Annotated in this window: 25 protein-coding genes; 1 reads left to right on the top strand and 24 read right to left on the bottom strand. The window is 46.0% G+C overall.

The features are described from left to right. Nucleotides 1-12: 12 nt before the first annotated feature. The 23 genes from bacF to spsA form a co-directional block, all read right to left on the bottom strand. Nucleotides 13-1,212 carry a transaminase BacF gene (gene bacF, locus CW370_RS12005; RefSeq protein WP_101169647.1) on the bottom strand — a complete coding sequence of 400 codons (1,200 nt, stop codon included), beginning with the start codon at nt 1,210-1,212 and terminating at the stop codon, nt 13-15. Beyond that, entirely contained in the window at nt 1,213-2,397 is a 1,185-nt protein-coding gene (gene bacE / locus CW370_RS12010; protein WP_101169648.1) for a bacilysin exporter BacE, read from the bottom strand. It abuts the gene before it with no gap. Continuing rightward, nucleotides 2,394-3,812 (bottom strand): alanine--anticapsin ligase, encoded by a 1,419-nt coding sequence (bacD, locus tag CW370_RS12015; RefSeq protein WP_101169649.1) that lies wholly within the window; start codon nt 3,810-3,812, stop codon nt 2,394-2,396. Before bacD ends, bacE begins: the two co-directional genes overlap by 4 nt. An 18-nt stretch (nt 3,813-3,830) precedes the next feature. After that, nucleotides 3,831-4,592: a dihydroanticapsin 7-dehydrogenase gene (gene bacC, locus CW370_RS12020; protein ID WP_124059369.1), complete on the bottom strand. Its 762-nt coding sequence runs from the start codon at nt 4,590-4,592 to the stop codon at nt 3,831-3,833. Nucleotides 4,593-4,594: 2 nt separating this feature from the next. After that, nucleotides 4,595-5,302 carry a 3-((4R)-4-hydroxycyclohexa-1,5-dien-1-yl)-2-oxopropanoate isomerase gene (gene bacB, locus CW370_RS12025; RefSeq protein ID WP_003244300.1) on the bottom strand — a complete coding sequence of 236 codons (708 nt, stop codon included), beginning with the start codon at nt 5,300-5,302 and terminating at the stop codon, nt 4,595-4,597. Continuing rightward, nucleotides 5,292-5,906 (bottom strand): prephenate decarboxylase, encoded by a 615-nt coding sequence (gene bacA, locus CW370_RS12030; protein ID WP_009968341.1) that lies wholly within the window; start codon nt 5,904-5,906, stop codon nt 5,292-5,294. Before bacA ends, bacB begins: the two co-directional genes overlap by 11 nt. Nucleotides 5,907-6,057: 151 nt before the next feature. Continuing rightward, nucleotides 6,058-7,296 carry an MFS transporter gene (locus tag CW370_RS12035; protein ID WP_101169651.1) on the bottom strand — a complete coding sequence of 413 codons (1,239 nt, stop codon included), beginning with the start codon at nt 7,294-7,296 and terminating at the stop codon, nt 6,058-6,060. A 209-nt stretch (nt 7,297-7,505) separates the two neighbouring features. Then, nucleotides 7,506-8,918, bottom strand: a complete 1,413-nt coding sequence (locus tag CW370_RS12040; RefSeq protein WP_024571626.1) for an amino acid permease — start codon at nt 8,916-8,918, stop codon at nt 7,506-7,508. Further along, nucleotides 8,918-10,618: a M20 family metallopeptidase gene (locus CW370_RS12045; protein ID WP_101169652.1), complete on the bottom strand. Its 1,701-nt coding sequence runs from the start codon at nt 10,616-10,618 to the stop codon at nt 8,918-8,920. Before CW370_RS12045 ends, CW370_RS12040 begins: the two co-directional genes overlap by 1 nt. A 73-nt stretch (nt 10,619-10,691) precedes the next feature. Then, nucleotides 10,692-12,239: an L-glutamate gamma-semialdehyde dehydrogenase gene (pruA, locus tag CW370_RS12050; RefSeq protein ID WP_101169653.1), complete on the bottom strand. Its 1,548-nt coding sequence runs from the start codon at nt 12,237-12,239 to the stop codon at nt 10,692-10,694. Nucleotides 12,240-12,465: 226 nt separating this feature from the next. After that, nucleotides 12,466-13,740, bottom strand: coding sequence for a glutamate dehydrogenase (gene rocG, locus CW370_RS12055; protein ID WP_101169654.1), 1,275 nt, complete (start codon nt 13,738-13,740; stop codon nt 12,466-12,468). Nucleotides 13,741-13,917: 177 nt separating this feature from the next. Then, nucleotides 13,918-14,382, bottom strand: a complete 465-nt coding sequence (gene bslB, locus CW370_RS12060; RefSeq protein ID WP_101169655.1) for a biofilm surface layer hydrophobin BslB — start codon at nt 14,380-14,382, stop codon at nt 13,918-13,920. Between the two features lie 323 nt (nt 14,383-14,705). After that, nucleotides 14,706-15,161 (bottom strand): dTDP-4-dehydrorhamnose 3,5-epimerase family protein, encoded by a 456-nt coding sequence (locus CW370_RS12065; protein ID WP_014481242.1) that lies wholly within the window; start codon nt 15,159-15,161, stop codon nt 14,706-14,708. Further along, nucleotides 15,154-16,005, bottom strand: a complete 852-nt coding sequence (gene rfbD, locus CW370_RS12070) for a dTDP-4-dehydrorhamnose reductase (RefSeq protein ID WP_101169656.1) — start codon at nt 16,003-16,005, stop codon at nt 15,154-15,156. Before rfbD ends, CW370_RS12065 begins: the two co-directional genes overlap by 8 nt. A gap of 13 nt (nt 16,006-16,018) precedes the next feature. After that, on the bottom strand, nt 16,019-16,966 hold the full coding sequence (rfbB, locus tag CW370_RS12075) for a dTDP-glucose 4,6-dehydratase (RefSeq protein WP_101169657.1): 948 nt from the start codon (nt 16,964-16,966) through the stop codon (nt 16,019-16,021). Continuing rightward, complete coding sequence (locus CW370_RS12080) at nt 16,966-17,706, bottom strand: sugar phosphate nucleotidyltransferase (RefSeq protein ID WP_014478328.1); 741 nt, start codon at nt 17,704-17,706, stop codon at nt 16,966-16,968. The genes rfbB and CW370_RS12080 overlap by 1 nt, the downstream gene beginning before the upstream one ends. 24 nt (nt 17,707-17,730) lie before the next feature. Further along, nucleotides 17,731-18,750 (bottom strand): PseG/SpsG family protein, encoded by a 1,020-nt coding sequence (locus CW370_RS12085; protein WP_101169658.1) that lies wholly within the window; start codon nt 18,748-18,750, stop codon nt 17,731-17,733. 2 nt (nt 18,751-18,752) lie between these two features. Next, a complete protein-coding gene (locus tag CW370_RS12090) occupies nt 18,753-19,475 on the bottom strand; it encodes a spore coat polysaccharide biosynthesis protein SpsF (RefSeq protein WP_003243421.1) in 723 nt (240 codons plus the stop codon). Further along, nucleotides 19,468-20,589, bottom strand: a complete 1,122-nt coding sequence (locus tag CW370_RS12095; protein ID WP_076457443.1) for an N-acetylneuraminate synthase family protein — start codon at nt 20,587-20,589, stop codon at nt 19,468-19,470. Before CW370_RS12095 ends, CW370_RS12090 begins: the two co-directional genes overlap by 8 nt. Beyond that, nucleotides 20,589-21,458, bottom strand: a complete 870-nt coding sequence (locus CW370_RS12100) for a GNAT family N-acetyltransferase (RefSeq protein ID WP_014481248.1) — start codon at nt 21,456-21,458, stop codon at nt 20,589-20,591. The genes CW370_RS12095 and CW370_RS12100 overlap by 1 nt, the downstream gene beginning before the upstream one ends. Continuing rightward, nucleotides 21,459-22,628, bottom strand: a complete 1,170-nt coding sequence (locus tag CW370_RS12105) for a DegT/DnrJ/EryC1/StrS family aminotransferase (protein ID WP_024572040.1) — start codon at nt 22,626-22,628, stop codon at nt 21,459-21,461. Between the two features lie 20 nt (nt 22,629-22,648). After that, entirely contained in the window at nt 22,649-24,073 is a 1,425-nt protein-coding gene (locus CW370_RS12110; RefSeq protein ID WP_101169659.1) for a CDP-glycerol glycerophosphotransferase family protein, read from the bottom strand. Nucleotides 24,074-24,077: 4 nt separating this feature from the next. Beyond that, nucleotides 24,078-24,848 (bottom strand): spore coat dTDP-glycosyltransferase SpsA, encoded by a 771-nt coding sequence (spsA, locus tag CW370_RS12115; RefSeq protein ID WP_101169660.1) that lies wholly within the window; start codon nt 24,846-24,848, stop codon nt 24,078-24,080. 319 nt (nt 24,849-25,167) lie between these two features. Here spsA and gerQ point away from each other — a divergent pair, with 319 nt between their 5' ends. Beyond that, entirely contained in the window at nt 25,168-25,713 is a 546-nt protein-coding gene (gene gerQ, locus CW370_RS12125; RefSeq protein WP_003227448.1) for a spore coat protein GerQ, read from the top strand. Nucleotides 25,714-25,756: 43 nt separating this feature from the next. Here gerQ and CW370_RS12130 read toward each other — a convergent pair whose 3' ends face one another. Further along, nucleotides 25,757-26,128: a DUF423 domain-containing protein gene (locus tag CW370_RS12130; protein WP_003227446.1), complete on the bottom strand. Its 372-nt coding sequence runs from the start codon at nt 26,126-26,128 to the stop codon at nt 25,757-25,759. Nucleotides 26,129-26,131: the final 3 nt, after the last annotated feature.

Here is a 26,131-nt window from a genome sequence, read left to right on the forward strand (position 1 = left end):
ACATCCCGCTTTTTAGCGGGATGTTTCTTGTAATGACCCGAACGGCAGGTTCAGCTTTTGAATCCGCATGACAAATTCCCGCAGATCCTCCTGCTTCGACACCATTGAGATTCTGACATGCCTTTTTCCGTTGCTTCCAAAAATTTCGCCCGGTGTGACTACGACATGGGCATGCTCCAGCAAGTAATCGGAAAATTGGTGAGATGTCTCAAACGTATTCGGAATTTCAGCCCATACGTAAAAGGTTCCTTTTGGCTTTTCCATCTTCCAGCCCAGTTCCTTTTCGCAAAGCGCCGTAAAAAAGTCAATTCGTTCCTTATAAATTCGTTTCAACGATTCCGTATGCTCCGGATCTCCAGAAAGCGCCGCACTCGCCGCCTGCTGCAGCCCGCCGAACATGCCGACAAATACATGGTCCTGAAATTCATTGACGGCTTGAATGATCTTTTCATTCCCAACCGCAAACGCCATTCTCCAGCCGGCCATGTTAAATGTTTTTGAAAATGAGTAAAGCTCTGCTCCTACAGCTTTGGCATCCTCTGCCTCAAGAAAGCTGGCCGGTTTTTTATCGAATTCAAACGCTCCGTATGCAAAATCATGAATCAAATGGATGTTATGCTCTTTCGCAAAAGCAGCAGCTTTTGCATAAAAAGCCGCATCAGCCACAGCTCCAGTGGGGTTGTTTGGATAGTTTAAAAACATAAGCTTCGCTTTTTCCAGCACGGCTGGATCAATCTTTTCAAAATCCGGCAGATAGCCATTTTCTTCATACAGCGGCATTTCGTAAAGCTCAGCTCGCGCCATCGTAATCCCTGATAAATATTCAGGGTAGCCTGGATTCGGGACTAAAGCGATGTCTCCCGGATTGAGCAGGCATTGTGTCAGCACATACAATCCGGCTTTCCCGCCTCCGAAAAGCGCGACTTCCGTTTCAGGATTGATTGTCACTCCGTATTCCCTTTTATAGAAAGCAGCGATCGCTTCCTTTAAAAAAGGATAGCCCCTGAAAGGGCCGTATCCATGAAACGAAGGATTCAGAGAAGCCTCCCGCAAAGCCTCCACAATATGAGGCGGAGTGGGAAGGTCAGGGTTCCCCTGTCCGAGATTAATGATATGGGCCCCCGTTTTTTCCAATTCCTTTACCTTTTGAAAAACGAGAGAAAACTCCTGCCTTGGAAGTGTCTTGATGACATCGGACGGTGTTATTTCCATCTAAAAGACTCCTTTTTGCTCCGTTTTGTTATCCTGTTCCAAAAACGATTTGTTGACGAGCTTCGTATGCAGAAACAATCCGCATACAATTACGACAATCAGCCCCATAATGACCGGAGCGCTTAGGACGTTAATGAACATTGAACCAACAGAAATGCATAACCCGATAGACGCTTCGGCCACTGAAAAAATGCGCCCTTGAATCTGGTTTGCCGCATTTTCCTGAACCTTCACTTTTGCAAGCACTTCCCCGTATTCCATCGCGATGAAAAAGAGGATCGCCGCGATGACAGAAACAGCGAAAATCGGCGTGAATAAAAACAGCGCCAGCGAGACAATGGACAAAACGGTAAAGTACGTCAGGCCTCTATTATTGTTAAAGCCCCATTTGCCGACAAGCGCCGCTCCGATAAAGCCGCCGAAGCCGATGCAGAACGTGAGAATAAAGTTGCCGATTTCCCCGTCACCCAGAAAGCGGCTGACAATCGGAAAATAGCTGTACACAACTCCCCACAGCAAAGCCATTGTAATCATCGTAAACATGGCGTTTAATACGAATGCATTGGTTTTGATTTCCTTGAGTCCTTCCTTAAAAGACTGAAAGGCCTCTTTTATGTTTTCAGATTGAATCGGCACAAATTGCAGCTTGATACGGCTGATAAAATATGCCGAAACCAGGTATGTCACACCGTTAAAGGCAACAGCCAGCTCTACAGATCCACCTAACAGAAAGAGCCCTCCGGCAGCCGCCCCGACGATAATGGAGATGGTTGTCGCTTTTGCAAATAACGTGTTGATGCTTTTAATATCTGATTCCAAGGACGACATGACAGCGAGACGGGCAGGATTAAAAAACACGCCGCTCCCATAAGAAATAAACAGCAGGGCCAAAAAAATCAGCGGATACTCGCCTTTGGGAAGAAATGTGAGCCCCAAAAAGATGATGCCTCTGATGATATCCGTCCACAGCATGATCTTAATTCTGTCTAACCGGTCGACCAGAACCCCCAAAAACGGCTGGAACACCATCGGAATGCTTCTGACCACGATGACCCCGGACGTCACCCAGTAATCGTGATAATATGTAGACAAAATGAGCAGGGCAGGGAGAACACAATAGTCTCCCATGAACGATAGCGCCTGCCCGTAAAGCAAGTATTTAGAGTTGGGTTTCAGCTGTTTCATACTGGCAGCACATACTTTGCCGTCAGCTTCGCATGCTGCTGAATTTGTCTGATTGATTCAGCCACATCTTGTGAATTACTGCCTTTCAGTTCAAATGCAGCAATGGAATTGAAAGCTTCAAACAATGCTAAATCAACTGAAGTGCCTGGTGCTGCGGCCGAAAAAGAAACGATTTCAGTATCCCCTTTTAAAAGTCCGTCCGGAATATCGATCGCTTCAATGACCAAATCCTCAGCAGTTTCAGGAATTTGGCCGTTTTGTTTGAAATGCTGCGGGTACAAATGGCAGTCGGCAACATAGTAAGGCTCTTGATCCAATAATCCGTCCGGCAGATCGGCGTCTTTTCCGAAACAGAGGACATCTAATAATAATTGCGCCATATCAAGGCCGAAAACCTTTTTAATGTTAGGGATCATATTCCAGCCGGCAAATCTGGCTGCTGATTCTATTAAACCCGGTTCTCTGTTTTTCATTAGCTTGATCTCTGTATGTGTTGCGCAATTTTGCAGTCCAAGCCCTTCATTTGCCTTTTTGGCAGCTTCGACAATTTTCTTTTTCGCCTCTTCATCCAGAATGGACGGCGTAATGTGGGATGTCTCTGTAAACCCGATTTGCGGCGTTTTATCATGAATGGCGATCGGGAAATACTCACCGTCAGCCATGATGCCTTCTATACTGATATAATCGGAGTACCCTTCTGTTTGATACCAGTCTCCGTACTCACCCTGTAAAAATTCTTCAGCGATAAACGGCGCTTCAAACGTGACCGCCTTTGGCACGTTAATTGATTTCAGATAGTCATTGACTCTGTTAAATTCATCTTCTGCCGTCTCAGTGTCCGTAATCAGCGTTACACCGATTGAACTCGCTAAGTATGTAGGCTTTAAGATAAGAGGTGTGCCGATCTCTTCCAGAGCAGCACGGAAATCTTCAAGAGTTGTGACTCGTTTGTTTTTGATCGATTTGACTCCGGCCTTATTAAAAGCGTCCCTCATTTTATTTTTATCTCTGGCATTTTCGGCTGCCTGCACGCCGGCACCTCTCAGGCCCAGACGTTCACAGGCTTTCGCCATCGGGGCAATGAATAATTCATTGTTTGTTGTGATGGCATCCGCCTCAAACATTTCGGCAACCTTGACGATTTGCTCGACAACCTCTTCCTCAGGCTTGTCATGATCCTCATGCGCCCAATAAATGGAGTCAGGATGCTCAAAATCAGCTAAACTCTTAAAATAGTCTTTATCTTTTATGACCGCGACCGAGTATTTTTCAATCAATGCTGCATGGGAGGCTGTAATTGCAAAAGGTCTTGGAATAAAGCTGACCAGGTTATATTTTTCAGCAGCGCTTTTATAAAACATGTGCGGCGGGCAGCCCCCAAGATCAGCGATGACCAATACTGTTTTTCTCTCCATATGTAAAACACTCCTTCTCTATTGTGCGGTGTATCCTCCGTCTGCGGTGATGGCGCTTCCGGTCATATAGCTTGATAAATCTGAGGCTAAAAACAGCATCACGTTTGCGATTTCTTCAGGTTTTCCAAGCCTCAGCAGCGGATTTACCTTCGCCTTTTCTTTTTTGATCTCTTCAAGTGTGCCTTCATTATTTTCAAGGAATGATTTTTCATTCAGCGGTGTGTCGATGATCCCTGGGCATACGCAGTTCACGCGAATTTGATGCTTCGCATAATCAACAGCCATTGATTTAGTCAGCTGCAAAACCCCGCCTTTGCTGGCGTTATAGGCAGGAATATCAGGCCATGCCACGAGTCCGCCGACAGAGCACGTATTAATGATGTTGCCCTTGCCGGCGGCCAGCATATGCTTGAGTGCATGTTTGCTCATTAAAAACGTGCCGGTCAAATTGACTTGCAGCACCTTGTTCCAATCTCTGAGCTCCATCTCGTGAATAGGCGCCACGATTTCGATGCCTGCATTATTAATCAAGACATCGAGCCCGCCAAATGTATGAACCGCCGATTCAACTGCGTGCTGGCAGGCAGCTTCGTCTGTGATGTCCGTTTGCACAAAGTGCAGCCTGTCATTATTTTCTTTTCGTACCATTGCTTCTCCCTGCGCTTCGTCAATATCCGCCACAACCACATTGGCCTGCTGGCCCAAAAAAGCCTGAACCGCAGCATAACCAATGCCTGATGCGCCTCCTGTTATGAGGACGGTTTTATCGGTGAGGTTCATGATCATTCATCCGCCTTCATTTTTTTTGCTTTTGCTCTGTTGTAGCGCGGCGGGAAGAAGATATTAATCGATTTTGATTCTTTTTCCGAACGGTTGATGGCACCGTGATCTTCACGAGGCTCACAGAAATAGGCTGTGCCGAATTTCATCTCGACTGTGCAGCCTTCGACCGTCATGTCATAGCCGCCGCCGATGCAGATGCCGATTTGTTCATTCCGATGTTTATGGAAAGGCATTTCTCCGCCATTTCCAGGGATTTTGGCAAGCATAATTTCTACCCAATCCTCAACAAAGAACGTGACTTCCATGCCCGGCAACAGGTCTCTTGTTTTGAAAATATCCAAAAAGTAGTCCTCAGGACTTGTATATGTTTCATCAGCTTTCAGCCGCTTGATATCAATAGCAATCACTTCTTGGTCTGTGTCGTTTCTTGCCCCGTGAGGCACATGCGGCGGCGCGATATAGGCAGATTCCAAGGCTGTCATTTTTCTTGTCACATCTCCGACAGTCATCATCAGCTCGCCAGAAACGACCATGCCGATTTGGACCTCCTTATGCTGATGGGGTTCAACATTGGTATGCGGCGGGACGTAAGACATTAAGACTTCAGTATCCCCTCGTACGGTTGAATACTGCCTCACTCCGTTTTCCCATTCAATTAATTTCGGTGTCGGGAAATAAAGCTCCTGCATATCCTCTTTAGTTTTCATCATCAACGTCTCCTTTTCCAAATAATGACCAGCTCATTGGAATGCTTTTGAATGTTTTTACAAAGGTTAACCCGTACTTTTGCCGTGCAAGCTCATTGGTTAAGGCAATGTCATACAAACCTTCTTTTACTTTTCTTGCGGCTTGACTGGTTGAATTGACTAGTTTGAAACGAACATCTTTGCGGGTAAAATATTTTATTAAATTAATAGGTGAAGGATGTGAAACAATAACAGATGTATCAAGCATATCGTCTCTGAATTCAAAATCAGGACGAACAGCCAGGCCGTACATCGGTGTATCGCACCTGAAGATCTGCAATAGCTGCAAATCCGGCCTCATGTAGAAATGCTTAATGCCATCGTAAGCATGTGGGACGATGGTATATTCCAGCGGGCTTTGGAGCGTCCTTTCGATGCATGATTCAAAAGTATCATGCAAGGACAATTTACTGTTCAGCCCTTGTAGAAGAGTAAAATTGGAAATGAAATGCTTTGCTGCGTACTCACTGCTTGTCCCCTCAGGGCCGAGCGTGTTGACTGTAATGAGTTTGGATAGTGAATCAGTTCTTTTTTTTGTCTGAATGCTATTATCCAATATAATCATGAGCACCAACCAATCTTTTAAAATTTTAAGTAAATTTTATCCAGCGGAAATTGAACTGTCAATGTTTTTTGAAAATATTGATAATTATTCCCATACAAACAAAAAAACCCTTTAAAAAGGGTTTTTAATTATAGGAATTTAGAAACTTTGTTTATTGAGATAAGGACTGATCGGCCTTCTGCTCAAGTTTGCCGTACTTTTTATATGCGAATACACTGAGCACAAATCCGAGGACTGTGATGGCTGCGCAAATCAATCCGACAGCTGCATAGCCGTATGCCACATAGACGGGTCCCATTAAAGCAGAACCTAATGTCACGGCCAGATTCGAGGCGAGGCTGTAAAACACCATGACTTTTCCGCGATGACGCTCTGAGCAGTCACTCAAAATGGTGCTGAGCAGCGTCACCGTCAAACTTTGCATTAATCCCCAAATAAATAGGCTGGCGATTAACAGAAACATAGACGCCGGCGCATATGGTAAACACGCCAGCAGAACGCTGATGACCCCCAGCGCAATCAAAAGGGAGCGCATTTTTCCGATGCGGTCGGCTATCTTTCCTGTAATCACACTCATGGAAAACCCGATTCCATAAATCATGATAAATAAGCCCGCAGCCGTGTTTCCTCCGGTAAAAACGTCCTGAAGATAGGTGCCTAAAAAGGAATACATACCGTAAAAACCAATCATATTACAAAAGGTTATCGTGATATAAACAGGTACACGAGGGACTTTCAGCGCATCCCGGAATGTTCCTGCCGGCTCTTCTATTTCTTCCTTGCCGCTGTTTTTATGTTGGGCATGGCGGCGCATTTCAAGGAGAATCAGCAGGACAACTAAAACGCCCATCAAGGCGAAAATCCAAAACGTCCATCTCCAATGCAGGACGCCGCCGATAAATGATCCGAGCGGCACTCCGAAAATCAGCGCCAGCGACCAGCTTGAAACGATCAGTCCCATCACCTTGCCCCGGTATGTATAAGGGACACGATCACCGACAACTGCGTAAGCGGTCGGAACAAACGCTCCCGCAGCCAATCCCGAAAGCGCCCGGCCTAAAAAGAAGAAAAAAATATTTTGAGCTAAAGCGCATATCACCGTTCCTATGATAAAAATCATAAGCCCGGCCAATAAGCTCAGTTCTCTGGAGTATTTATCGCCTAATGGAACCAAAAGCGGCGCACCGATAAAAATCATAACGCCGTAAATACTAATAGATAACGCAAGGACGCTGACATCTGAGTTGAAGGCTTTTGCTAAATCCGGCAGCAGCGGTGAGATCACAAGCTCTTCAGATCCGGCTGCAAATACCCCCATCGTTAAAGCCAGTGCCAACAATAACGGAAAATGATGTTTTGTTTTGATGTCATTGTTTTGATTGCTGTTCATTCTTTCTCAAACACCTCTTCCATAATCTTCTTATCATAAAGTTGTATTATAGTTTAGCATTGTTTTTTCACTATTTACAATTCGAACGAAATATTTATAAGTTTTATTATTTTCATTTAAATCCCATTATATATTTCTATATTTCATTCTAAAAATACATGAGGATGTAATGCGTAAAAAAAGCTCTCCGGCCTCCCGGAGAGCTTTTTCTATTGCGCCTCTGTCTGCTTTTTTTCAATCGGTTCATGATTTATACGCTTTTTGATGCTTAGATGATAGTATGCATAACAGAAAATAATGATCGGCACACCGCAGTATAAGCCAATTCTTTGATCCGGAATGAAAATAAGGCTGATCAACACGCAGCCATATAAACAAAATCCGAGAATCGGGACTAGCGGATAAAGCGGCGTTCTGAACTCCAGATCATTCACATTTCCGCCTTCTGCCAGGAAACGTCTGCGAAAGAAAAATTGCGACGCACAAATGGACATCCATGCGACAACTGTGACCATGCCCGAGATTGAGATACACCATAAATACACTGTTTCTGCGGCCATGACACTTGTCAGCAGCGAACAGCCTGAAATGCCTAGCGTAATCAGCAGAGCATTCATCGGCACGCCTTGTTTTGTCAGTCTGGTGAGAAAGGATGGACCCATTTGATTTGATGAAAGTGACCACATCATACGCGACGCCGCATACAACCCCGAATTAGCAACAGATAAAATGGCCGTTAAGATGACAAAGTTCATGATATCTGCCGAAAATGGGATGCCGATTTGATCGAGTACCGCTACAAACGGGCTTTCAATCACCCCCGCCGTTTTGTACGGAAGGATGGCAACCAAGACGAACATAGCGAGCACAAAGAAAAACAGCGTGCGCCAAATGACATTTCGAATGGACTTTGGCAGTGTTTTTTCCGGGCTTTCACTTTCCCCTGCCGCAATGCCGACAAGCTCCGTACCCTGGAACGAGAAGTTCACCATGACCAGCGTAAACATAACGGCCAGCACCCCATTAGGGAAAAGCCCTCTATCAGTCATAAAGTTAGACAAAAAGGGTGTTTCCTGTCCGCCTTTAAAGTCAATCAAGCCAAACACAGCGGCTCCGCCAATCACAATAAATAATATGATCGCCGCCACTTTGATGCTTGAAAACCAAAATTCCATTTCCGCAAAGCTTCTGACAGAGAGCGCATTAATCAAAAAGATGACGATGCCGAACACGAGGCACCATATCCAGATCGGAACGGAGGGCAGCCACCTTTGCATCAAAATGCCTGCTGACGTCAGCTCTAACCCCACTGTATTCGCCCAGCTGAACCAATACAGCCAGCCAATCATAAAGCCTGTCGACGGTCCCAGAAATTTAGTGGCGTAGGCCTGAAACGATCCGGCCACCGGCATGGCAACAGCCAATTCTCCTAAACAAAGCATGACGAGATACATTAAAAATCCGCCGATGATATACGCGGCAATGGCGCCGAGCGGTCCCGCCTGGCTAATGGTAAAGCCAGAGCCTAGAAACAGCCCAGTGCCAATCACCCCTCCCAAAGCAATCATAAACAAATGCCTGCTTTTCATGCTGCGCTGCAATTCATTTTTATGATTCTGCATCATCCTTCCCCCTTTGGTTCTTTTGCCGTGATGGTCATCCGGTAGCTCTGCAAAAGGTGAACGGTGGTTTGCTGTATGAGGAGAGGCAATACATGAAATGTGTACGGTTTATAGACTCGTTCTGTCCATTTATGGCCGTCTTTTCCGTACACACCCATATTAATGGATGGAATATTCAGCTTGCGTATATCTTTGAACGGAATGGTCCCAATCATATTCCACCCAGGGAAGTTCCTGATAAAAGAATCAATTTCGCCATCGGTTTCGTGCAGTGATAAAAAACTGCCGTCTGCCAAGTAGGGGAAAAACTTTTTGAAGACAAATGTTTCGCCTGTCGATTCAGCGGTTTTGTCAGCCGCTTCTTTAATCACATGCTGCAAAAGCTGATCTCTTGCGCTATCTTCTTTCAAATAGTTATGCGGCAGGTAAGGAGGTGCGTAAAATAGAATGACTTTTGCGCCTTGATCGGGGTCAAGCTTTTGAAGCTCTTCGATTGCCTGAAAGCATCTCATGCGAAGTTCAAGGTGCTCGTTGGCTTTGAATGTCTGCTCGATACACTGCTCGGGATCTATCCCCCGGTTTCTCAGCTTTTCTAAGTATTGCTCCAGGCTATACACTTGGATGCCCCATGATAAATGTTTCTTTGGCAGGTTGGCTCTTTTTGCATATTCTTCATAATAATCTGATAATTTTCGTTCTGTCTCTCGGCATACTTCCTCAGTGACTTCAATAAGCAAATCCATCATTTCTTTTGCTGTTCTTTCATAAATAAAACAATTGAAGTACAAGCTGGTGCTGACAGCCGTTTGCACATTATAGGATTCCTTGTTATCACGCTGATACAAACAGGATGGGGGCAGAACCAACTCCCCTTCAACCTTTTCTGCCAGATGGATGTTATTGTGGAGACGGCTTGTGATTTCAGATGAAATTAAATTTGGGTCAATTCCTGCCAGTGTATCGCCAACATGGACTTCACGCCCGTAAATGTAAAAGCAAGGCAGCAGTTTTCCCGCGGCTCCGGTATAGATATATCTTGTCTGATCACCATCGTAAAGCGGGGTAATAAAATCCGTATTAATAGCAGCCAAATAGTGAAGCTGTTTTTCTTTTTTTAGCCGGTTCAGCTCTGAAATGCTGGCGAGAATGCCCGAATGCTGGCTCTCCTCATCGGGATTGGCCATAAACAATACATTTCCCGGCAACGTCTCAAGGTTCTCCGAAAAATGCAGGAGATTGGCTAAATGCACGGCGATGCCGCTTTGCATATCGACAGATCCTCTTCCGAACATCCACTCGCCTGATTTGGCATCCCGCTGAACATCCTGATCGAACTCATAGCGGCTGAAATACTCGGCCAATTTCTCACAATCAAAAGCGATATCCTTTAAAGGGCCGAAATCTTCAATTCCAACTGTATCCAGATGGGCATGGTAAATGACTGTATTTCGGCTTTCTCCATGTCCTTTAATAAACGCAAAAATATTTTTGCGATTGTATGGGTCATTGGGAATGGCCTGTTCCCACACATGACTGGGGTTTTCCTGAAAATAAGGATAGCTCGTGATCACTTCTTTGATGAAATCTGCTTTTGTCCCTTCTCCAACGGTGCCGTTCACGCTGCTGAGGCTGACCAGAGATGCTGTCAGCGCCTCCACTCTTTCAGCCGGATTCATGTGACTGATTTTTGTATACTGCATAAATTGTCCTCCTGATCAAAAAGTTGAAATCGTGCGATCCGCTAAAGAATCGCACGATTTTATTTCTCTCAAATCAAAAAGCTTCGGACGTTGTTTTGGCTTGCATATGAAGAATTAAGTAATCGGGACCGCCTGCTTTTGAGTCTGTTCCTGACATATTAAAACCGCCGAACGGCTGATAGCCGACAATTGCTCCGGTACATCCTCTGTTAAAATATAGGTTTCCGACATGGAAATCCTCGCGTGCCCGTTCAATGTGCGCACGGTTTTTCGTCAGAAGCGCACCTGTTAATCCGTATTCCGTGTTATTGGCAATCTCCAGCATATGATCGAAATCACGCGCTTTGCAAATCGCAACAACCGGGCCGAAAATTTCTTCCTGCATCAAGCGGGCGTTTTCATCAACATCTGCAAAGATCGTCGGCTGAATAAAGTAGCCTTTTGAATCATCGCCTTCTCCGCCGGCCAATACCTTGCCTTCAGATTTGCCGATTTCAATGTATTTCATCACTTTGTTGTAGGATGCTTCATGAATCACGGGACCCATATACGTATCAGGATCTTCTGGATTGCCGACAGTCAGCGTTTTGGTCAGCGCCACAGCTTTTTCCACCACTTCATCATAAACATCCTGATGAATGACCGCGCGGGAGCCCGCAGAACACTTCTGTCCTGAATATCCAAATGCTGAGTACACGATAGAGGATGCAGCAAGGTCAAGATCAGCGTCCTTGTCGACAAGCACTGTGTCTTTTCCGCCCATTTCTGCAATTACCCGTTTGAGCCATTTTTGGCCCGGCTGCACTTTGGCGGCTCGCTCATAAATCCGGCAGCCGACTGCACGGGAACCTGTAAATGAGACAAACCGTGTTTTCGGATGCTCAACTAAGAAATCACCGATCTCCGCTCCATCTCCCGGAATGTAATTCAGAACGCCGTTTGGCAGACCCGCTTCCTCCATGACCTCGACAAATTTTGCTGCCACTACCGGGGCTGCGTCAGCCGGTTTTAAGAGAATCGTATTTCCTGTCACAATCGCTGCCGCCGCTGTTCCCGCCATAATCGCGAGCGGGAAGTTAAATGGAGAAATGACGATGCCGACGCCAAGCGCTTCGTAATGATATTGATTGACCTCGCCAGCACGGCTCTTCACCGGAGCCCCTTCCTTGAGCTTTAACATTTGGCGCGCGTAGAACTCTAAAAAGTCTATCGCTTCAGCCGTGTCCGCATCTGCTTCCTTCCACGGTTTTCCCGCTTCCTTCACAAGATAGCTTGAAAATTCATGCTTTCTTCTGCGCAAAATAGCCGCTGCCTTAAAGAGAATATTCGCGCGGTGCTCCGGTCTTTGTTTTTTCCAGGAATCAAATGCCTGCAATGCGGCTTGCATCGCTTTTTCAGCAAGCTCTTGATCCGCTGTAGACGCGTACCCTATGATCTCTTCTTTATTTGCCGGGTTAATAGAAATGATTTTGCGGTCCGTTTCAATTTTTTCTCCATTTATGACAAGCGGATAATGTTTGCCGAGCTGAGTGTTTACAAAGGCCAATGACTCCCCAAATGCAGTTTTATTCTTTGCTTCCGTAAAATCGGTAAATGGTTCGTGCGCGTATGTGACTGTCATATGTAGTCCCCCTCGTGTTATGAAATATATCTTCGCATATGAATAAAAAAGCAAGAATCATGCCATTTTCTTGTCTTTTGTTGAAAAAACTTGTTGAATCGAACAGAAATTTGTCTAACAGGTGATCACCTTTCTCTTTTTCCGATCTTGAACGCAAATTTATTTTGCGATTTTTGCTCTTTACGCAAAAAACAAATGCAAAATTATTTTGCGGAGGCTTCTCAAATTATACCCATCCGCGGAATCGCGATGCTTCTGCCGATTTTCTGATGCCCGTCATGTAAGCCGCCAAACGCATATCCACTTTATGTGTTGCCGCTGTCTGATAAATTGTTTCGAACGAGCTGACCATGACGTTTCTCAGTTTTTCTGCAACCTCTTCTTCTGACCAATAATATCCTTGGTTGTTTTGCACCCATTCAAAATAAGAAACCGTGACGCCGCCGGCACTCGCCAGGATATCCGGCACAAGCAGCACGCCTCTTTCATTCAGGATCTTAGTGGCATCAATGGTTGTCGGTCCGTTCGCCGCTTCAACGACGATTGACGCCTGAATGTTATGTGCGTTTTTGGCTGTGATTTGATTGGAGATCGCGGCAGGCACTAAAATATCGCAATCCTTTTCAAGCAGCTCCTCATTTGTGATGACGTCAGTAAATAAATTGGTGACCATACCGAAGCTGTCCCGTTTATCGAGCAAATAAGGGATATCAAGGCCGTCTGGGTTGTAGAGCCCGCCATTGGCATCAGAAATCCCGATCACCTTCGCGCCCGCATCGTGCATGAATTTGGCCAGGAAGCTACCCGCGTTTCCAAAGCCCTGTATGATGATGCGCGCGTTTTGCAGCTTGATCCCTTTTTTCTTCACCGCCTCTTCAATACAAATCGTGACGCCCTGTGCCGTCGCTGTTTCCCGTCCTTGCGATCCTCCCAAAACAAGCGGTTTACCTGTAATAAAGCCCGGAGAATCGAATTCCCGCAGCCGGCTGTACTCATCCATCATCCACGCCATAATCTGCGAATTTGTGTATACATCTGGAGCTGGAATATCCTTTGTCGGACCGACGATCTGGCTGATGGCACGGACATACCCCCTGCTCAGCTTTTCCAGTTCTCCAAATGACATTGTCCGCGGATCACAAATAATACCGCCCTTCCCGCCGCCGTAAGGAAGATTGGCAATCCCGCATTTGAGCGTCATCCAAATGGATAATGCCTTTACTTCCTCTTCATTAACTTCTGGATGGAAGCGAACGCCCCCCTTTGTCGGACCGACAGCATCATTGTGCTGTGACCGGTAGCCTGTGAACACTTTGACGCTCCCATTGTCCATTTTGACCGGAATGCGGACAGTGAGCATTCTCTGCGGCTCTTTCATGAGTTCATACATATCTCCCGGATAACCCAGCTTCCGAAGGGCTTCCTTAATGATTGTTTGGGTAGACAGAAATAAGTTAAGAGCTTCTTTTTCTTCATCTTTCGAGACTTGCTTTGCTGACATCTTTTTCACCTCATTGTTTTTTTGGCCGGCTGTAATGTAAGCGCTTTAAAAAATCAGCCCGCCAATTCCTTTCTGCATCGGATTCACCCTTATCATCATGCAAGATCCGTACCAGCTTTTGAATCCACAAAAAAAAGAGACTGAAAACATCTCAGTCTCTGACTACAAATCTATCGATTAACGGGGATCAATCACCAGCTGCGTTTCAGCATAAAAACTGCCGATTCCCAAACCGTTTACTACATCGCCTTTAATCGTGTAAGTGCCTGCGCGAGGAAGAGTTTTACGCACCATGACAAGGTCAAATTCGGATGCGCCTAACAAATCAAGCGTAAGCGAGAGTCTGACTGTTTTTCCATCGTTTAAAATCTGTGTTTCTTTCAGTGTTCTTCCATTCACTGAATCTCTTGTCGTAGCATGAAACCCGTCAGGAAATTGAAATTCTACCGCTCCGAGAGAAAGCACCGCATTTGGTTTATATGTCACTTCAATATCAGAAGTGGTCCACTCTTTCGTGCTGTTAATTGTTTTTGCCTCGATTGATGCAGACTGTGCATGAGCTTGGCCCGAAGGAAGTAAGATTGATAGTAAAACAGCTGAACTGATGAATAATGAAGATACGAATGAAGTTCTTTTTAGCATGACATTTCCCCCTAATTGATTGTTGAAATTTGGCCAGAGCGTCCTCTGCAGAAAAAGCGCTTTTTCATAATTCGCGAATTACCAGTTCTTTTTCTTAAAAATTAATCTATCATCATTTTCCATGGAAGTAAATGTTTTTTAAGGAACATTAACACTTGGAATTCAATGAGAATTCCTTCCTGTTTATACAAGGTTCAAATGGACGATTTCTCTCTCTTTTTCTAGTAACATCTGCCCGACATTTTCTATCTTTTATCCTATTTTAAAAAAGGGCAAAAAAAGTCGAAGATGCCTCTGCTCTTCGATTGATCACGTTCCTATTTTTATCTGAATTCAGTGTTCCAGTTAAAACCGATCGTCTCATCATTCCACGGAATTCTTTTTTCATCAGGCTGATCCGGGTTATACGACATGGTGGTAAAATAGATAATTGTCAGCGGCGTCTCTCCCAGCACTCTATATCCGTGAGCCACCCCTTTTGGGATTAATAACAGCATCGGGTTGTCTTCGCCCATATAATAGACGTCCGTTTCTCCTTTTGTCTTTGAATCCTCTCGAAGATCGTATAGGACAACCTGAGCGTGGCCGGTTGGGAAGAACCAGAGATCATCCTGCTTCTCATGATAATGAAATGCCTTAATCACACCCGGATAGCTTTTCGACCAAGAGGCCTGCCCAAAATGCTCAAGGAGATTCTCATCGTCCCGGACCAGCTCAGCAAAAAAGCCTCTGTCATCGCTATGCTTCATCAATTTTTTCACCTTGACTCCATCAATCACACGCACTGCTCCTTTCCTGCAAATACTCTCGTAACGCTTCCCGCCAGTGGCGGGGGCGGATGCCGGCTTCTTCAATAGCCCGATGGCTCAGCACAGAGTATGCCGGGCGGGGCGTTTTGTTCCCGTATTCCTCTGTCGTTACAGGCAAAATGGCTGTTTCCAGCCCGCTTTCTTCCATAATTGCCGTCGCAAACTCATACCAGCTGCATATGCCTGAATTGCTGACATGATAGATGCCCGGCGGATGGCTGAACAGCTTGATGACCGCTTCTGCTAAATCCTTCGTATAAGTCGGCGAACCAATTTGATCGCTGACAACCCGAAGCTCTTGTTTCGTTTCAGCAAGCTTCAGCATGGTTTCAACGAAATTATTGCCGCCATGTCCGTACACCCACGATGTTCTGATGATCGTGCTGTCTTTTGTCGTTAATCGTATCAGTTCTTCTCCAAGCCTTTTGCTTTTGCCATAAATGGTTTTCGGATCGAGGGGATCGTCTTCCCTATATGGCTGGGTTCCTTTCCCATTGAATACATAGTCCGTGCTGATATGAACATATTGAGCACCGATGCGGGTTGACTCAAGCGCTGTATAATAAGCACCGATTCCGTTAACCAAGTACGCTTTATCAAGCTCTTTCTCGCATTGATCAACCGACGTAAACGCGGCGCTATTGACCACGATATCCGGCTGATAATGGCCAAACGAATGCCGTACTGAGCGCTGGTCAGCAATGTTCATCATCTTCTTTGTTAACGCAATGACCTCATATCCGGCTTGCTTCAGCTGGCGGCATAGTTCCAAGCCAAGCTGTCCTCCCGCCCCAGTTACCAATACCTTTGTCAATCAGATCACCTTCTCATCGGTCATTGTCTGTATACCACTGAATCGTAAGCGCAATACCTTCTTCAAACGTCACTTCCTGCCGCCAGCCCAGTTCATTTTTCAGCTTAGATGCATTGATCGCATAGCGCCGGTCATGCCCTTTTCGGTCTTCCACGTGGGCGAACAATTCCTCACAGCCCAGATGCTTCAAAATGGCACTCGCCAGCTCTTTATTCGTGCGTTCATTTCCGCCGCCGATGTTATACACCTCGCCGTCGGTTCCTTTTTCTAAAATCAGTTTGATTGCGCGGCAATGATCCTCCGCAAACAGCCAGTCTCGGATCTGGAGTCCATCGCCATACAGCGGAACAGGCAGGCCCTGCTTCGCATGACGGATAATCGTCGGAATCATTTTTTCGCTGTGCTGATAAGGTCCGTAATTGTTGCTGCATCGTGTAATGATGGCCGGAAGCTTGTGGGTTTTCACATAAGACAACACGAGCAAATCTGAGCTTGCTTTGCTGGCTGAGTATGGGTTATTAGGAGAAAGCGGCGTCGTTTCTGTAAACGCGGGATCATCCGCTTTTAAATCCCCGTACACCTCATCTGTTGAAATATGAATCAGCTTCTTGGCTTTTCCTTTCAAGACCGCTTCCGCCAATCGGTAAGTCCCCATGACATTTGTGGTGATAAACGGCTCCGCTTGGGAAATGCTTCTGTCCACATGCGATTCTGCTGCGAAGTGAATGACGCCGTCGTAGGTCTCGTCAAACGCCCGGTCGATATCCTCCTGAACGCTGATGTCCCCTTTTACAAAGCGAAAACGGCTGTTTTGCTGTAATTTTTCCATTTCCTCCGGGTGGCTGGCGTACGTCAGTTTATCTAAAACGGTAATGCGCGCATCCGTTTCCCTCAGCATGAGCTTTGTAAACGTGAGCCCGATGAAGCCGGCCCCGCCTGTAATTAAATATGATTTTGCCATCACTTTTCGTCCTGTCCTTTCCGTAGAGCCTGGTGTACAAGCTGTGAAGCGAGATAAAGCGATTCGTGAGTTCCGGCATCTACCCACCAGCCTGATAACACATCATACGTAAGCTGGCTGTTTTCGATGTATAGATTATTCACATCGGTGATTTCCAGCTCGCCGCGCTTTGATGGTGATATTTGTTCAATATACGAAAACACCTCTGCATCATACATATAAATGCCGGTAACACAAAGGTTGGTCGGTGGCTGTTCGGGCTTTTCGATGATGGAACGAATCCGCTTGTTTTTCTCATCAATCTCAGCAATCCCGAAACGTTCCGGGTCATCAACTTCTTTCAGAAGCACTTTTGCTCCTTTCCCCTGCTGTTCAAAGCGTTCTGTATAAGGCTTTAATGAATCTTCAAATATATTATCACCTAATAATAAAATGAAAGACTCTTTTTTCGTAAAGCGCTTTGCATAAGACAGCCCATCCGAAATGCCCGATGCTGCCGGCTGTACTTGATAAGTGATAGTAACGCCAAGCTCTTCCCCGTTCCCAAGCAGTTTGTAAAATTGCGGCATATGCTCCTTTTGGCTGATGAGTAAAATGTCTTTTATTCCGGCTTCCTCCAGCTTCATAATCGACCAGTATATCATCGGATACGGGCCTACAGGAAGCAAATGCTTGTTGACGGCTTTCGTTAAGGGCATAAGGCGTGAGCCGTTTCCTCCGGCTAAAATAACACCTTTCACATTAACACTTCCTTACATGCATTTTTATATCTCTTGTTCATATAAATCTTGAAGAATAGCTGTTACCCGTATAATGCCTTTGCCATCCACGAGCGGCCTTCCTCCCTTGTGCAAAGAAAGGCGAAGAGGATAGCTGCTCATAATGCGTGACATCTGATAGATGAGTGTTTCATCCGGTACAAGCTCACCCAATCCAAGATCAAGAGCGGCGCCTTGGCCAGCAAATGTTTTTGCTGTTGCCGTTTGATGCTCAACCTGAGAAAGAACAAGGCACGGCACGCCGATGCAAATGGCTTCATATAGAGAAATGCCGCCGGCGACAATGGCTGCGTCCGCTTGTTTCATCAAACCTGCCATATCATTTGTCTGTTCGATCATCTTGTACTGCGGCTTCTTTTCGATCCGCCTTCGGACTGCCTCTTGATGCGGTGAAGCGCTCCCCATTACAAACATCATGTTTTTGTCTTTTATGTCGGGGACTTGATCAGCGGCAGCCAGCACTTTAAAAATAAGCTGCTTCGGATCACTTCCTCCTAATGCAACAAGGATATTGCGGCAGTCTTTCTTAAGTGTGTAATCCTCTCTAGCGGCCTGAAAGGCGGGGTGAAGAATAAGATAGTCCGGACCTTCATAGATGCGTGTGTTTCCCTGAACGTACACCCTGCTTCTGATGTGACCGTAAATTCCGTTAATGACTGCGTCACTATATTGAATCGATTTACCGTTTTTCTCTTCAAAAAGAACAATTTTCGCATCTGTCTCCGTCTTTATTTTCTTTAACAGCTCTGCAGGCGCGCCTAGAATATCAAACAAAAGCAAATCAAGCTTCTTGCTTTTTATTTCCCGGAGAATAAATTCGTGCTGCTGCAGCTCCGGCTTTACGATGACACGCCAATGCTCTTCATGAAGAAACGCTTCAGACTCCTGATTCGTATAAAACGTAATCAAGCATCGCTGTTTGAGCCCCACCGCAAGCCTCTTCATCCGGACAACATGGCCCATTCCCTTTTCATAGCCGCCGTCTGCGAAGATCCCAACATGCATGGCTAGTCAGCCTCTCGTTCGGTTGCCGCATCGGGGTTCCGGTTCAGAAGGGTGATAAGCTCTGAGGCGGATACATCGGGGCGCTCGCCTGCTTTTTGATAGAGGGCCTTTATCGATTCATAGTCTTCCTTTGTATCAATGGTCAGCCGATATTGAGGGGCGCGAAATCGTTCCGGCGCCTCTAAAAACTGAACACGATAAAGAGCTGGATGATTCCTTATATATAACGTGACATGCTCCTGATATTGATCCTCCAAAGCCTGAATACGGCTGATGTCAATTAACAGGTTGGCGTTGACCACTTCGCCGCAAATCCCTAATGGGGCATTCAGGATATACGTATAATCCGAGCCTTGATCAAAATGCGCCTGAATCATTACATCGAGCAGCTCAGGATCGACAAACGGATTATCACCTGTTAACCGGATGATGACTGACGGTTTAACAGCTTCTATGACCTTCACAAACCTATCGAGGACACGTTCTTCGCTCCCGCGGAAAACACGAAAGCCTTGTTTGATACAGTGCGCCTCTAATATGTCGTCAGTTTCTTTGTCAGACGTGGCGATGACAAGATTATCCCGATCCTTTTGGTAAAACGCGCTTTGCCGGACACGGTGAACGAGAATATCAAGTAAACGATTCGATCCGAGCGGCCGAAGCACTTTTCCCGGAAGCCTTGTTGAACCCATTCTTGCTTGAATGATAAAGAGAATATCATTCATGAAACGGGCTGTCCTTCAGTAAAATGTCATCCCAGACAATGCCTGTGTCGGCTGGAATGTCTCTTACAGCCCGAACACCGCTGGTCAGCAGTTCAAAAAATCTCGGGTGCAGCCCCTGCGGCTTTTGTCCGGGCCGAAGCACAGCGATATTGTCTTCACTAAAGGCTTCACCTTTTTGAATCGGAGCTGTTGTAAAAATGCCTCTGTATGCAAAATTTCTGATTTCTCCTTCGATGGAGGTTGTTGTTTTGTATGAACTGCCAAGCAGTTTTTCAGAGACCGGCTTTGTGATCCCCTGTTTCAGCTCAGCTTCCGTTTTCCTGATGCCATCGACCATTTCTTTCAATTCATCCGGATTTAATGCAAACGAGTGGTCGGCACCCGGCAGATTTTTATCGATCGTAAAATGCTTTTCTATCAGTTTTGCTCCGAGCCGAACCGCGGCACACGGCGCTTCTGTCGGATGCTCGCTATGATCGGAGAAGCCGATTACAGCCTCAGGAAAAGCGGCGGCAAGCATCGGAATGACGCTGAGGTTGCTGTACTCCGGCGGTGCTGGGTATTTCGCCACACAATGCATTATGGCAATTTGATTGTTTCCCTCTGCCCTGATGGTGCGCCAAGCTTCGTGGACATCAGAGATTTCAGCTCCGGCTGTCGAGAAAATCATCGGCCTGTTTAGTCGGGCGACATATTTGAGCAGTGGAAGATGGTTAATTTCATAGGATGCGATTTTAAAAGCGCTCGGCGAGGTAGACTGAAGCAGATCAGCTGACCCCTCGTCACATACCGTACTTAAAAAAATCACCTGCTTTTCGCGGCAGTAATCCAATAGCGGTGAAATCCACTCAGCGGGCATTTCCATAGATTGAACCAAAGAAAAAATAGAGACGTCCTTGCCCGCTGCCGTCTTGTACAAACCAGGATCTTTCTGGTACATCCTATCAGCTTGGAACATTTGAAATTTCACGGCATCCGCTCCCGCTTCCGCCGCGGCGTCTATCAGCGCAAAAGCCTGATCAAGCTTCCCGTCATGATTAATCCCCGCCTCAGCAATAATAAAAACAGGAGCGTCTTTGCCTACAGTTTTATTCGCGATCTGAAACGCTGCCATTATTTCGCCTCCTTGCCCGGCCAAATATGATAATAGTAATACGATTGTTCAGCGGTGAAGCCCATTCGTTCATAAAGGCGGATCGCCCTTACATTGTGAAGCTGCGTCCCCGCTGTTACCGTTCTATGCTTCTGGGTCTCCGGTTGTTCTATGAGATTCGCCAATAAATGAAATGCAATACGTTTCCCTTCAAATCCCGGCTTTACAGCCATCAAATCGAGAATGCACTCATCATCTCTTGATAAGCCCTGAAGATAGCCGATGACCTCGCCATTGTGTTTAGCGACAATATTGACCGCCGCCCTTCCATTCAGATTGTTTCGTGTCCACTCCTGAAATATTTTGTTTGCTGCATCGCGGCTGAGATGAGGATCCTGAAAATATCTGCTTTTTGTAAACGAGTCTCGGGCCAGCTCACATATCGCTTCTGTGTCCCCGGGCTCAGGCGGGCCCAGTTCAAAAAATGGCGGTGTTTTGTCATAAAAAGACGGAGGCATCGCCAGCTTCAGCAAACTCCCGACAAAGTAAGAGGATGGCTGCTGCTGTATCACATGCGCGGCTCCGATATCTTCAGCCGGAACGCGGACAAAGATAAAATCCGTTTCATCCATTTGGCGTACAGTATAAAAAGCTTCAAACAGCCTCTTTAGCTGCCCGGTACTATTTGCCGCAAGAAGTTTGACGTTCATGACTTTCTTCTGAAGCACCTTGCTTTCCCACAAAGAATCTTCGTAAAGCAATACGCCTTGGAGCCTGCTGTTTTCAAAAAGGCCGAGGGAAAATTGATACGGAACATCCAGTGTAAGCTGTCGGCTTTGGAGAAATTCCTCAATCAACTCTTTGGAGACATTTTCTTTTACCGTATACACTTAATCAGCCCCTTTTACGATATCCCGCACAGCTTCAATGACATCATCTACATCGTCGTCAGACATTGACGGATAGAGCGGGAGAGAAAGGGTTCGTTTATAGTAATTCATGGCATTCGGAAAGTCCGCTTCCTTATATCCAAATTGCTTTTGATAATATGGATGAATGTGTACTGGAATAAAATGAACGCTAGTGCCGATATTGTATTCATCCTTTAAAGCCGTAATCATTTCGCTGCGCGTAACCCCGGCCTTTTTGTCATCAACTTGCAGAACATATAGATGCCAGGCGTGCCTGCCGTCATCATGGACAAACGGCGTGATCAGCCCAGGAATCTGCTGAAAAGCGGTTTGATAGCGGCCGGCAATCTCTTCTCTCCGTTTCTGCATATCATCCAGCCGTTTCAGCTGATGAAGTCCGAGGGCCGCCTGCAAATCAAACATATTCATCTTATAGCCGGGCGATTCGACTTCATAGTACCAGCTGCCATTTGAAGAATAACGGTTCCATGCGGCTTTACTCATGCCGTGAAGGCTTAGCACCCGGATCTTATCGGCAAGCTCCTCATCATCAGTCGTCAGCATGCCGCCTTCCCCTGTCGCGAGGTTTTTGGTGGCGTAAAAGCTGAATGCCGTTGCATCCCCGATAGAACCGATCATTCTTTGCTTATAAGTCGTATATACCGCATGTGCCGCATCCTCCAGCACGAATAAACCATGATTTTGGGCAATAGCCAATATTGCATCCATATCGCAGGACTGCCCGCCAAAGTGGACGGGCACAACTGCTTTCGTTTGCGGTGTGACGGCCGCCTCAAGCTTTACCGGGTCAATATTGAGCGTGTTTTCGTCAATATCCGCAAACACAGGCGTCGCTCCTGTATGAATAATCGTATTGGCGGTCGAGCTGAACGTAAGCGGAGAGGTAATGACCTCGTCCCCGGGCCCGATCCCTTTTGCTTTCAAAGCCAAAAATAAAGCTGCGGTACATGAATTCACCGCCACGGCGTGCTTCGCCCCGACAAACGCGGCAAACTCTTTTTCAAACTGCTGAACCTTCGGGCCTTTAGAGAGCCATCCCGATTCAAGCGTTTCTGTAACCTCCTGAATTTCTTCCTTACCGATTAACGGCAATGAGTAAGGGAGAAAATGATTTCTCTTTTGCACCATTTCTTTGCGCTCCTATCATTTTATTCAGTATCTTCCCGCCTGTAATCAACCCCTGTTTTGGCTTTCAGTTCCGCAAATAAAGCATTTGTTGATTCTGCCACCGGATAATTAGCCGCTATGAATGCCAGGCGCGCCTCTTCTGCTTTTTGATGCACGTCGGGACTTCGAAGAACCTCAACCAAGGTGTGCGCCAGTCCATCCGGCTGGTCAAACATAAAATCGCCAAGAGACTCATAATACGGATACGAGCGATTTCCGGACGATTTTCCGATCAGCACAGGCTTTTGAAACAGCATGGCTTCAAGACCGACTGTCGAGGTTTGCGTCACTGCGGCATCAACATACGGCAGCAAATCATAAAGCTCCAGCTCCTTTTTGATGACTCTGCATGCTTGATGTTTTTTCGCCGCCTCGTGATACAGATCAAGCTTGTTTTTTCCGATTTCCCACGGGTGGGGTTTGATAATGATTTGCAGCTGCTTCTGATCAGAAAGCCCCTGCAGCACACCGGAATAAAAGTCTTCTGAAAAGGGCTGAGTGGCAATGAGCACAATTTTTTTAGTCGGCTGAAAAGCAAGTTTTCGATAGAATATGGACATATCCATAGGCGTTCTGTTAAAAATCTGATCGAAGCGGGGATGTCCCGTTACGAGAATCTGCTCGGGTTTACAGCCTTTTCGTATGAACCACTCTGCTTCATACGCACCAAAAACAGCTTGATAGCTTGTAAAAACAGGAATGAAGGCTTCATCTCCCATCAATGCGCCATGCTGAAGACAAATGCTGACGGCCCCTTTTCTTTGACACATGAGAGCGAGCACCCTGCTGTAAATGTCTTCTGCCGTTCCGACAATAACAGCTGAAATCTTTTCCTGCTCAAACAGCGCATCAACTGTATCAATGGCCTCTATAAATAAAGGAATATCTTTGAAAAGCCGGTCGCGAAACGCTTGATCACCAAATGCCGGGTGATCATCATAAGGGGCGAGAAGCGAACAGGCTGTTTCGAGATACTGCTTCGAATCGCCTTTTTGGCATGAATCCGCAATCTCCCGCTTGCTAATTACAGGCAGATCACAATAATGCGGCAAACTCCATCTGGCCAAAACAGCCGTTTTTTCAGGATCAAATTGATAGTAATTTTCGTTTGAAAAACGCAGGTAATCAAAGTGCAAAATGACTTTCCCTTTAACAGGTTCGTCATTTGTTTTAACGATGTTTTGGATTCTTTCTTCAAAAAACGGCTGAATCTGTCCCTCATCGATATGCTGATCCACCGATCCGAATAATTCCGGTTCTTCTTCCATCATCACCCTCAGTTCAGGGCTGATGTATTGATAAAAATTACTGATAAGCCCAAGCGGAATCCCTTTGTAGCGAAGTTTGTCAAAAAGCTCCACGTACTTCCGGTACAGCACCCAATAATTGCTTAAATAGGCCGACAAGCTCTCACCCCATTCCAAGCTTTTTTAATGATTCACGCAGTTCTCGGCAATTTCGCTGCGGAGGAAGGTTCCTGACAAATTCATTTTTTTCTGATTCAAACAGCTGAAAGTGAATCGATTGGTCGGTAATATAATTCAGGTCCAGCTCCTCATCCAGTGGGTAAAACGGATAAAAATGATTGACTCTCCAAAAGAACCGGGCATCTCCTATACGGTAAAACGCCGGGCTTTCATCCCAATAGGAGCCAAACTTCTCCTTTACCTTCTCAAGCACCGAATACCTGTGCATCACCGAGCAATGATCAATTGCGCACGGCGCGTTCCATGTCACTTGAGCGGCAGGCCTGACAGTTTCTTTTACAATGTCGCGATTCTCGTTTAAATGATAGGTTTTGGAGGCTGAGTAAATCACAGCCTTTTCAGAATGGGTATCGAGCTCCCGCACCATTTTCAGGAGGCGGTCCGGCATATAGATGTTGTCATCCGTCGCATAGGTGATATATTCACCCTCCGCCATCTCAATCGCCTGATTGATCAGTGCCGCGTATCTCGTTTTTTCTGTTCTTTCCTTCACTCCAGATACATCGCTTTGATAAAAACGCACTCGGTTATCATTCAAAAAAGGACGGATTACATTCAGCGTCTCTTCATTGGAGTTGTCATCCATAATAAACAATTCAAAATCTGAAAACGTTTGTGAGAGTATGCTAGAAATGGACTTTGCCACATAATCGCTTTTGTTATAGCTCGTCATAATGACTGATACTTTAGGCAAATCCTACACCTCCTTCTTGGAACTTCACACCTGAAACTATCGTTATCTTATGTTGCTTATGCTCAAGTTGCGCTAGGGATACAAACCAATATGCGAAAAGTTTGTGTATGTCTCTGAAAAACAGCGGCTGCCCAGAGCGAAATCTGATCGGTCCGCTGTTCTTTTTCAGCATAATCCAAGCATCAGCCTCATAAGGTGAAAGAGATAAAAATCGCACCAGCGACTAAGATCGTTTTCCATCGGAGGTGAGTCATCGCGGAGCGTTCACCTATACATCCAGAACATGTTTTGAATGGTTTTCATAAAAAGGAGGAACGATATGAAACCGAAAAAAAATCAATATCAGCAAATGCAGGCATTTGATAATATGCAGGGGTATCAGCCTCAGTTTGGCGCCAACCCGTACCCGCAGCAAGGCCAAGGCTCACAAATGCAGACAATGGGGATGCAGCCAATGATGCCAATGCAGCAGGGACAGCAAGGACAACAAGGACAGCAGGGATTTGGATTCCCGGGCCAGCAGCAGGGCGGCGGTTTTCAAATTCCATCGGGGCCTACACCGTCAGGACCGGGCCAAAGCGTTCCCGGCATGCTGCCTGTTGAGGAATCTTACATCGAGAATATTTTGCGCCTGAATCGGGGAAAAACGGCCACCATTTATATGACATTTGAAAACAGCAAGGAATGGGGCTCGAAGATTTTTCGCGGCGTCATCGAAGCTGCGGGCCGGGATCACATTATTATCAGCGACCCGAAATCAGGAACACGCTACCTGCTCCTGACAATCTACCTCGATTACATTACATTTGATGAAGAAATTGCTTATACGTATCCATATTCCATGGCGTCCTATTCGCCAAGATAAGAAAAAAGCCAATCACTCATATGATGAGGATTGGCTTTTTTGTTTATAGATATTTGACGGCTGCGACAACGATCATAATCCAAGAAATAATAAACGCCACACCGCCGAGCGGGGTGATCGCTCCAAGAATGGAGATTTGCGTCACACTTAGAATATATAAGCTTCCGGAAAACAGCACAATTCCCGCAAACATCAGCCAGCCGGCTGTCGTGACACTGCCTATGCCGGATAATTTATCAGCCAGAAACGCGACAACGAATAACCCAAGGGCGTGATACATATGATACTGCACACCTGTGTGCCAAACCTGAAGATACTTATCAGGTATTTTCCCTTCTAATCCGTGAGCGCCGAATGCTCCGAGTCCCACGGCAAGCAGGGCGTTAATGGCCCCTAATATGATAAAAACTTTCATCTA

Origin of the sequence: Bacillus sp. SN32, assembly GCF_002837495.1 — a bacterium.
Lineage (GTDB): Bacteria > Bacillota > Bacilli > Bacillales > Bacillaceae > Bacillus > Bacillus subtilis.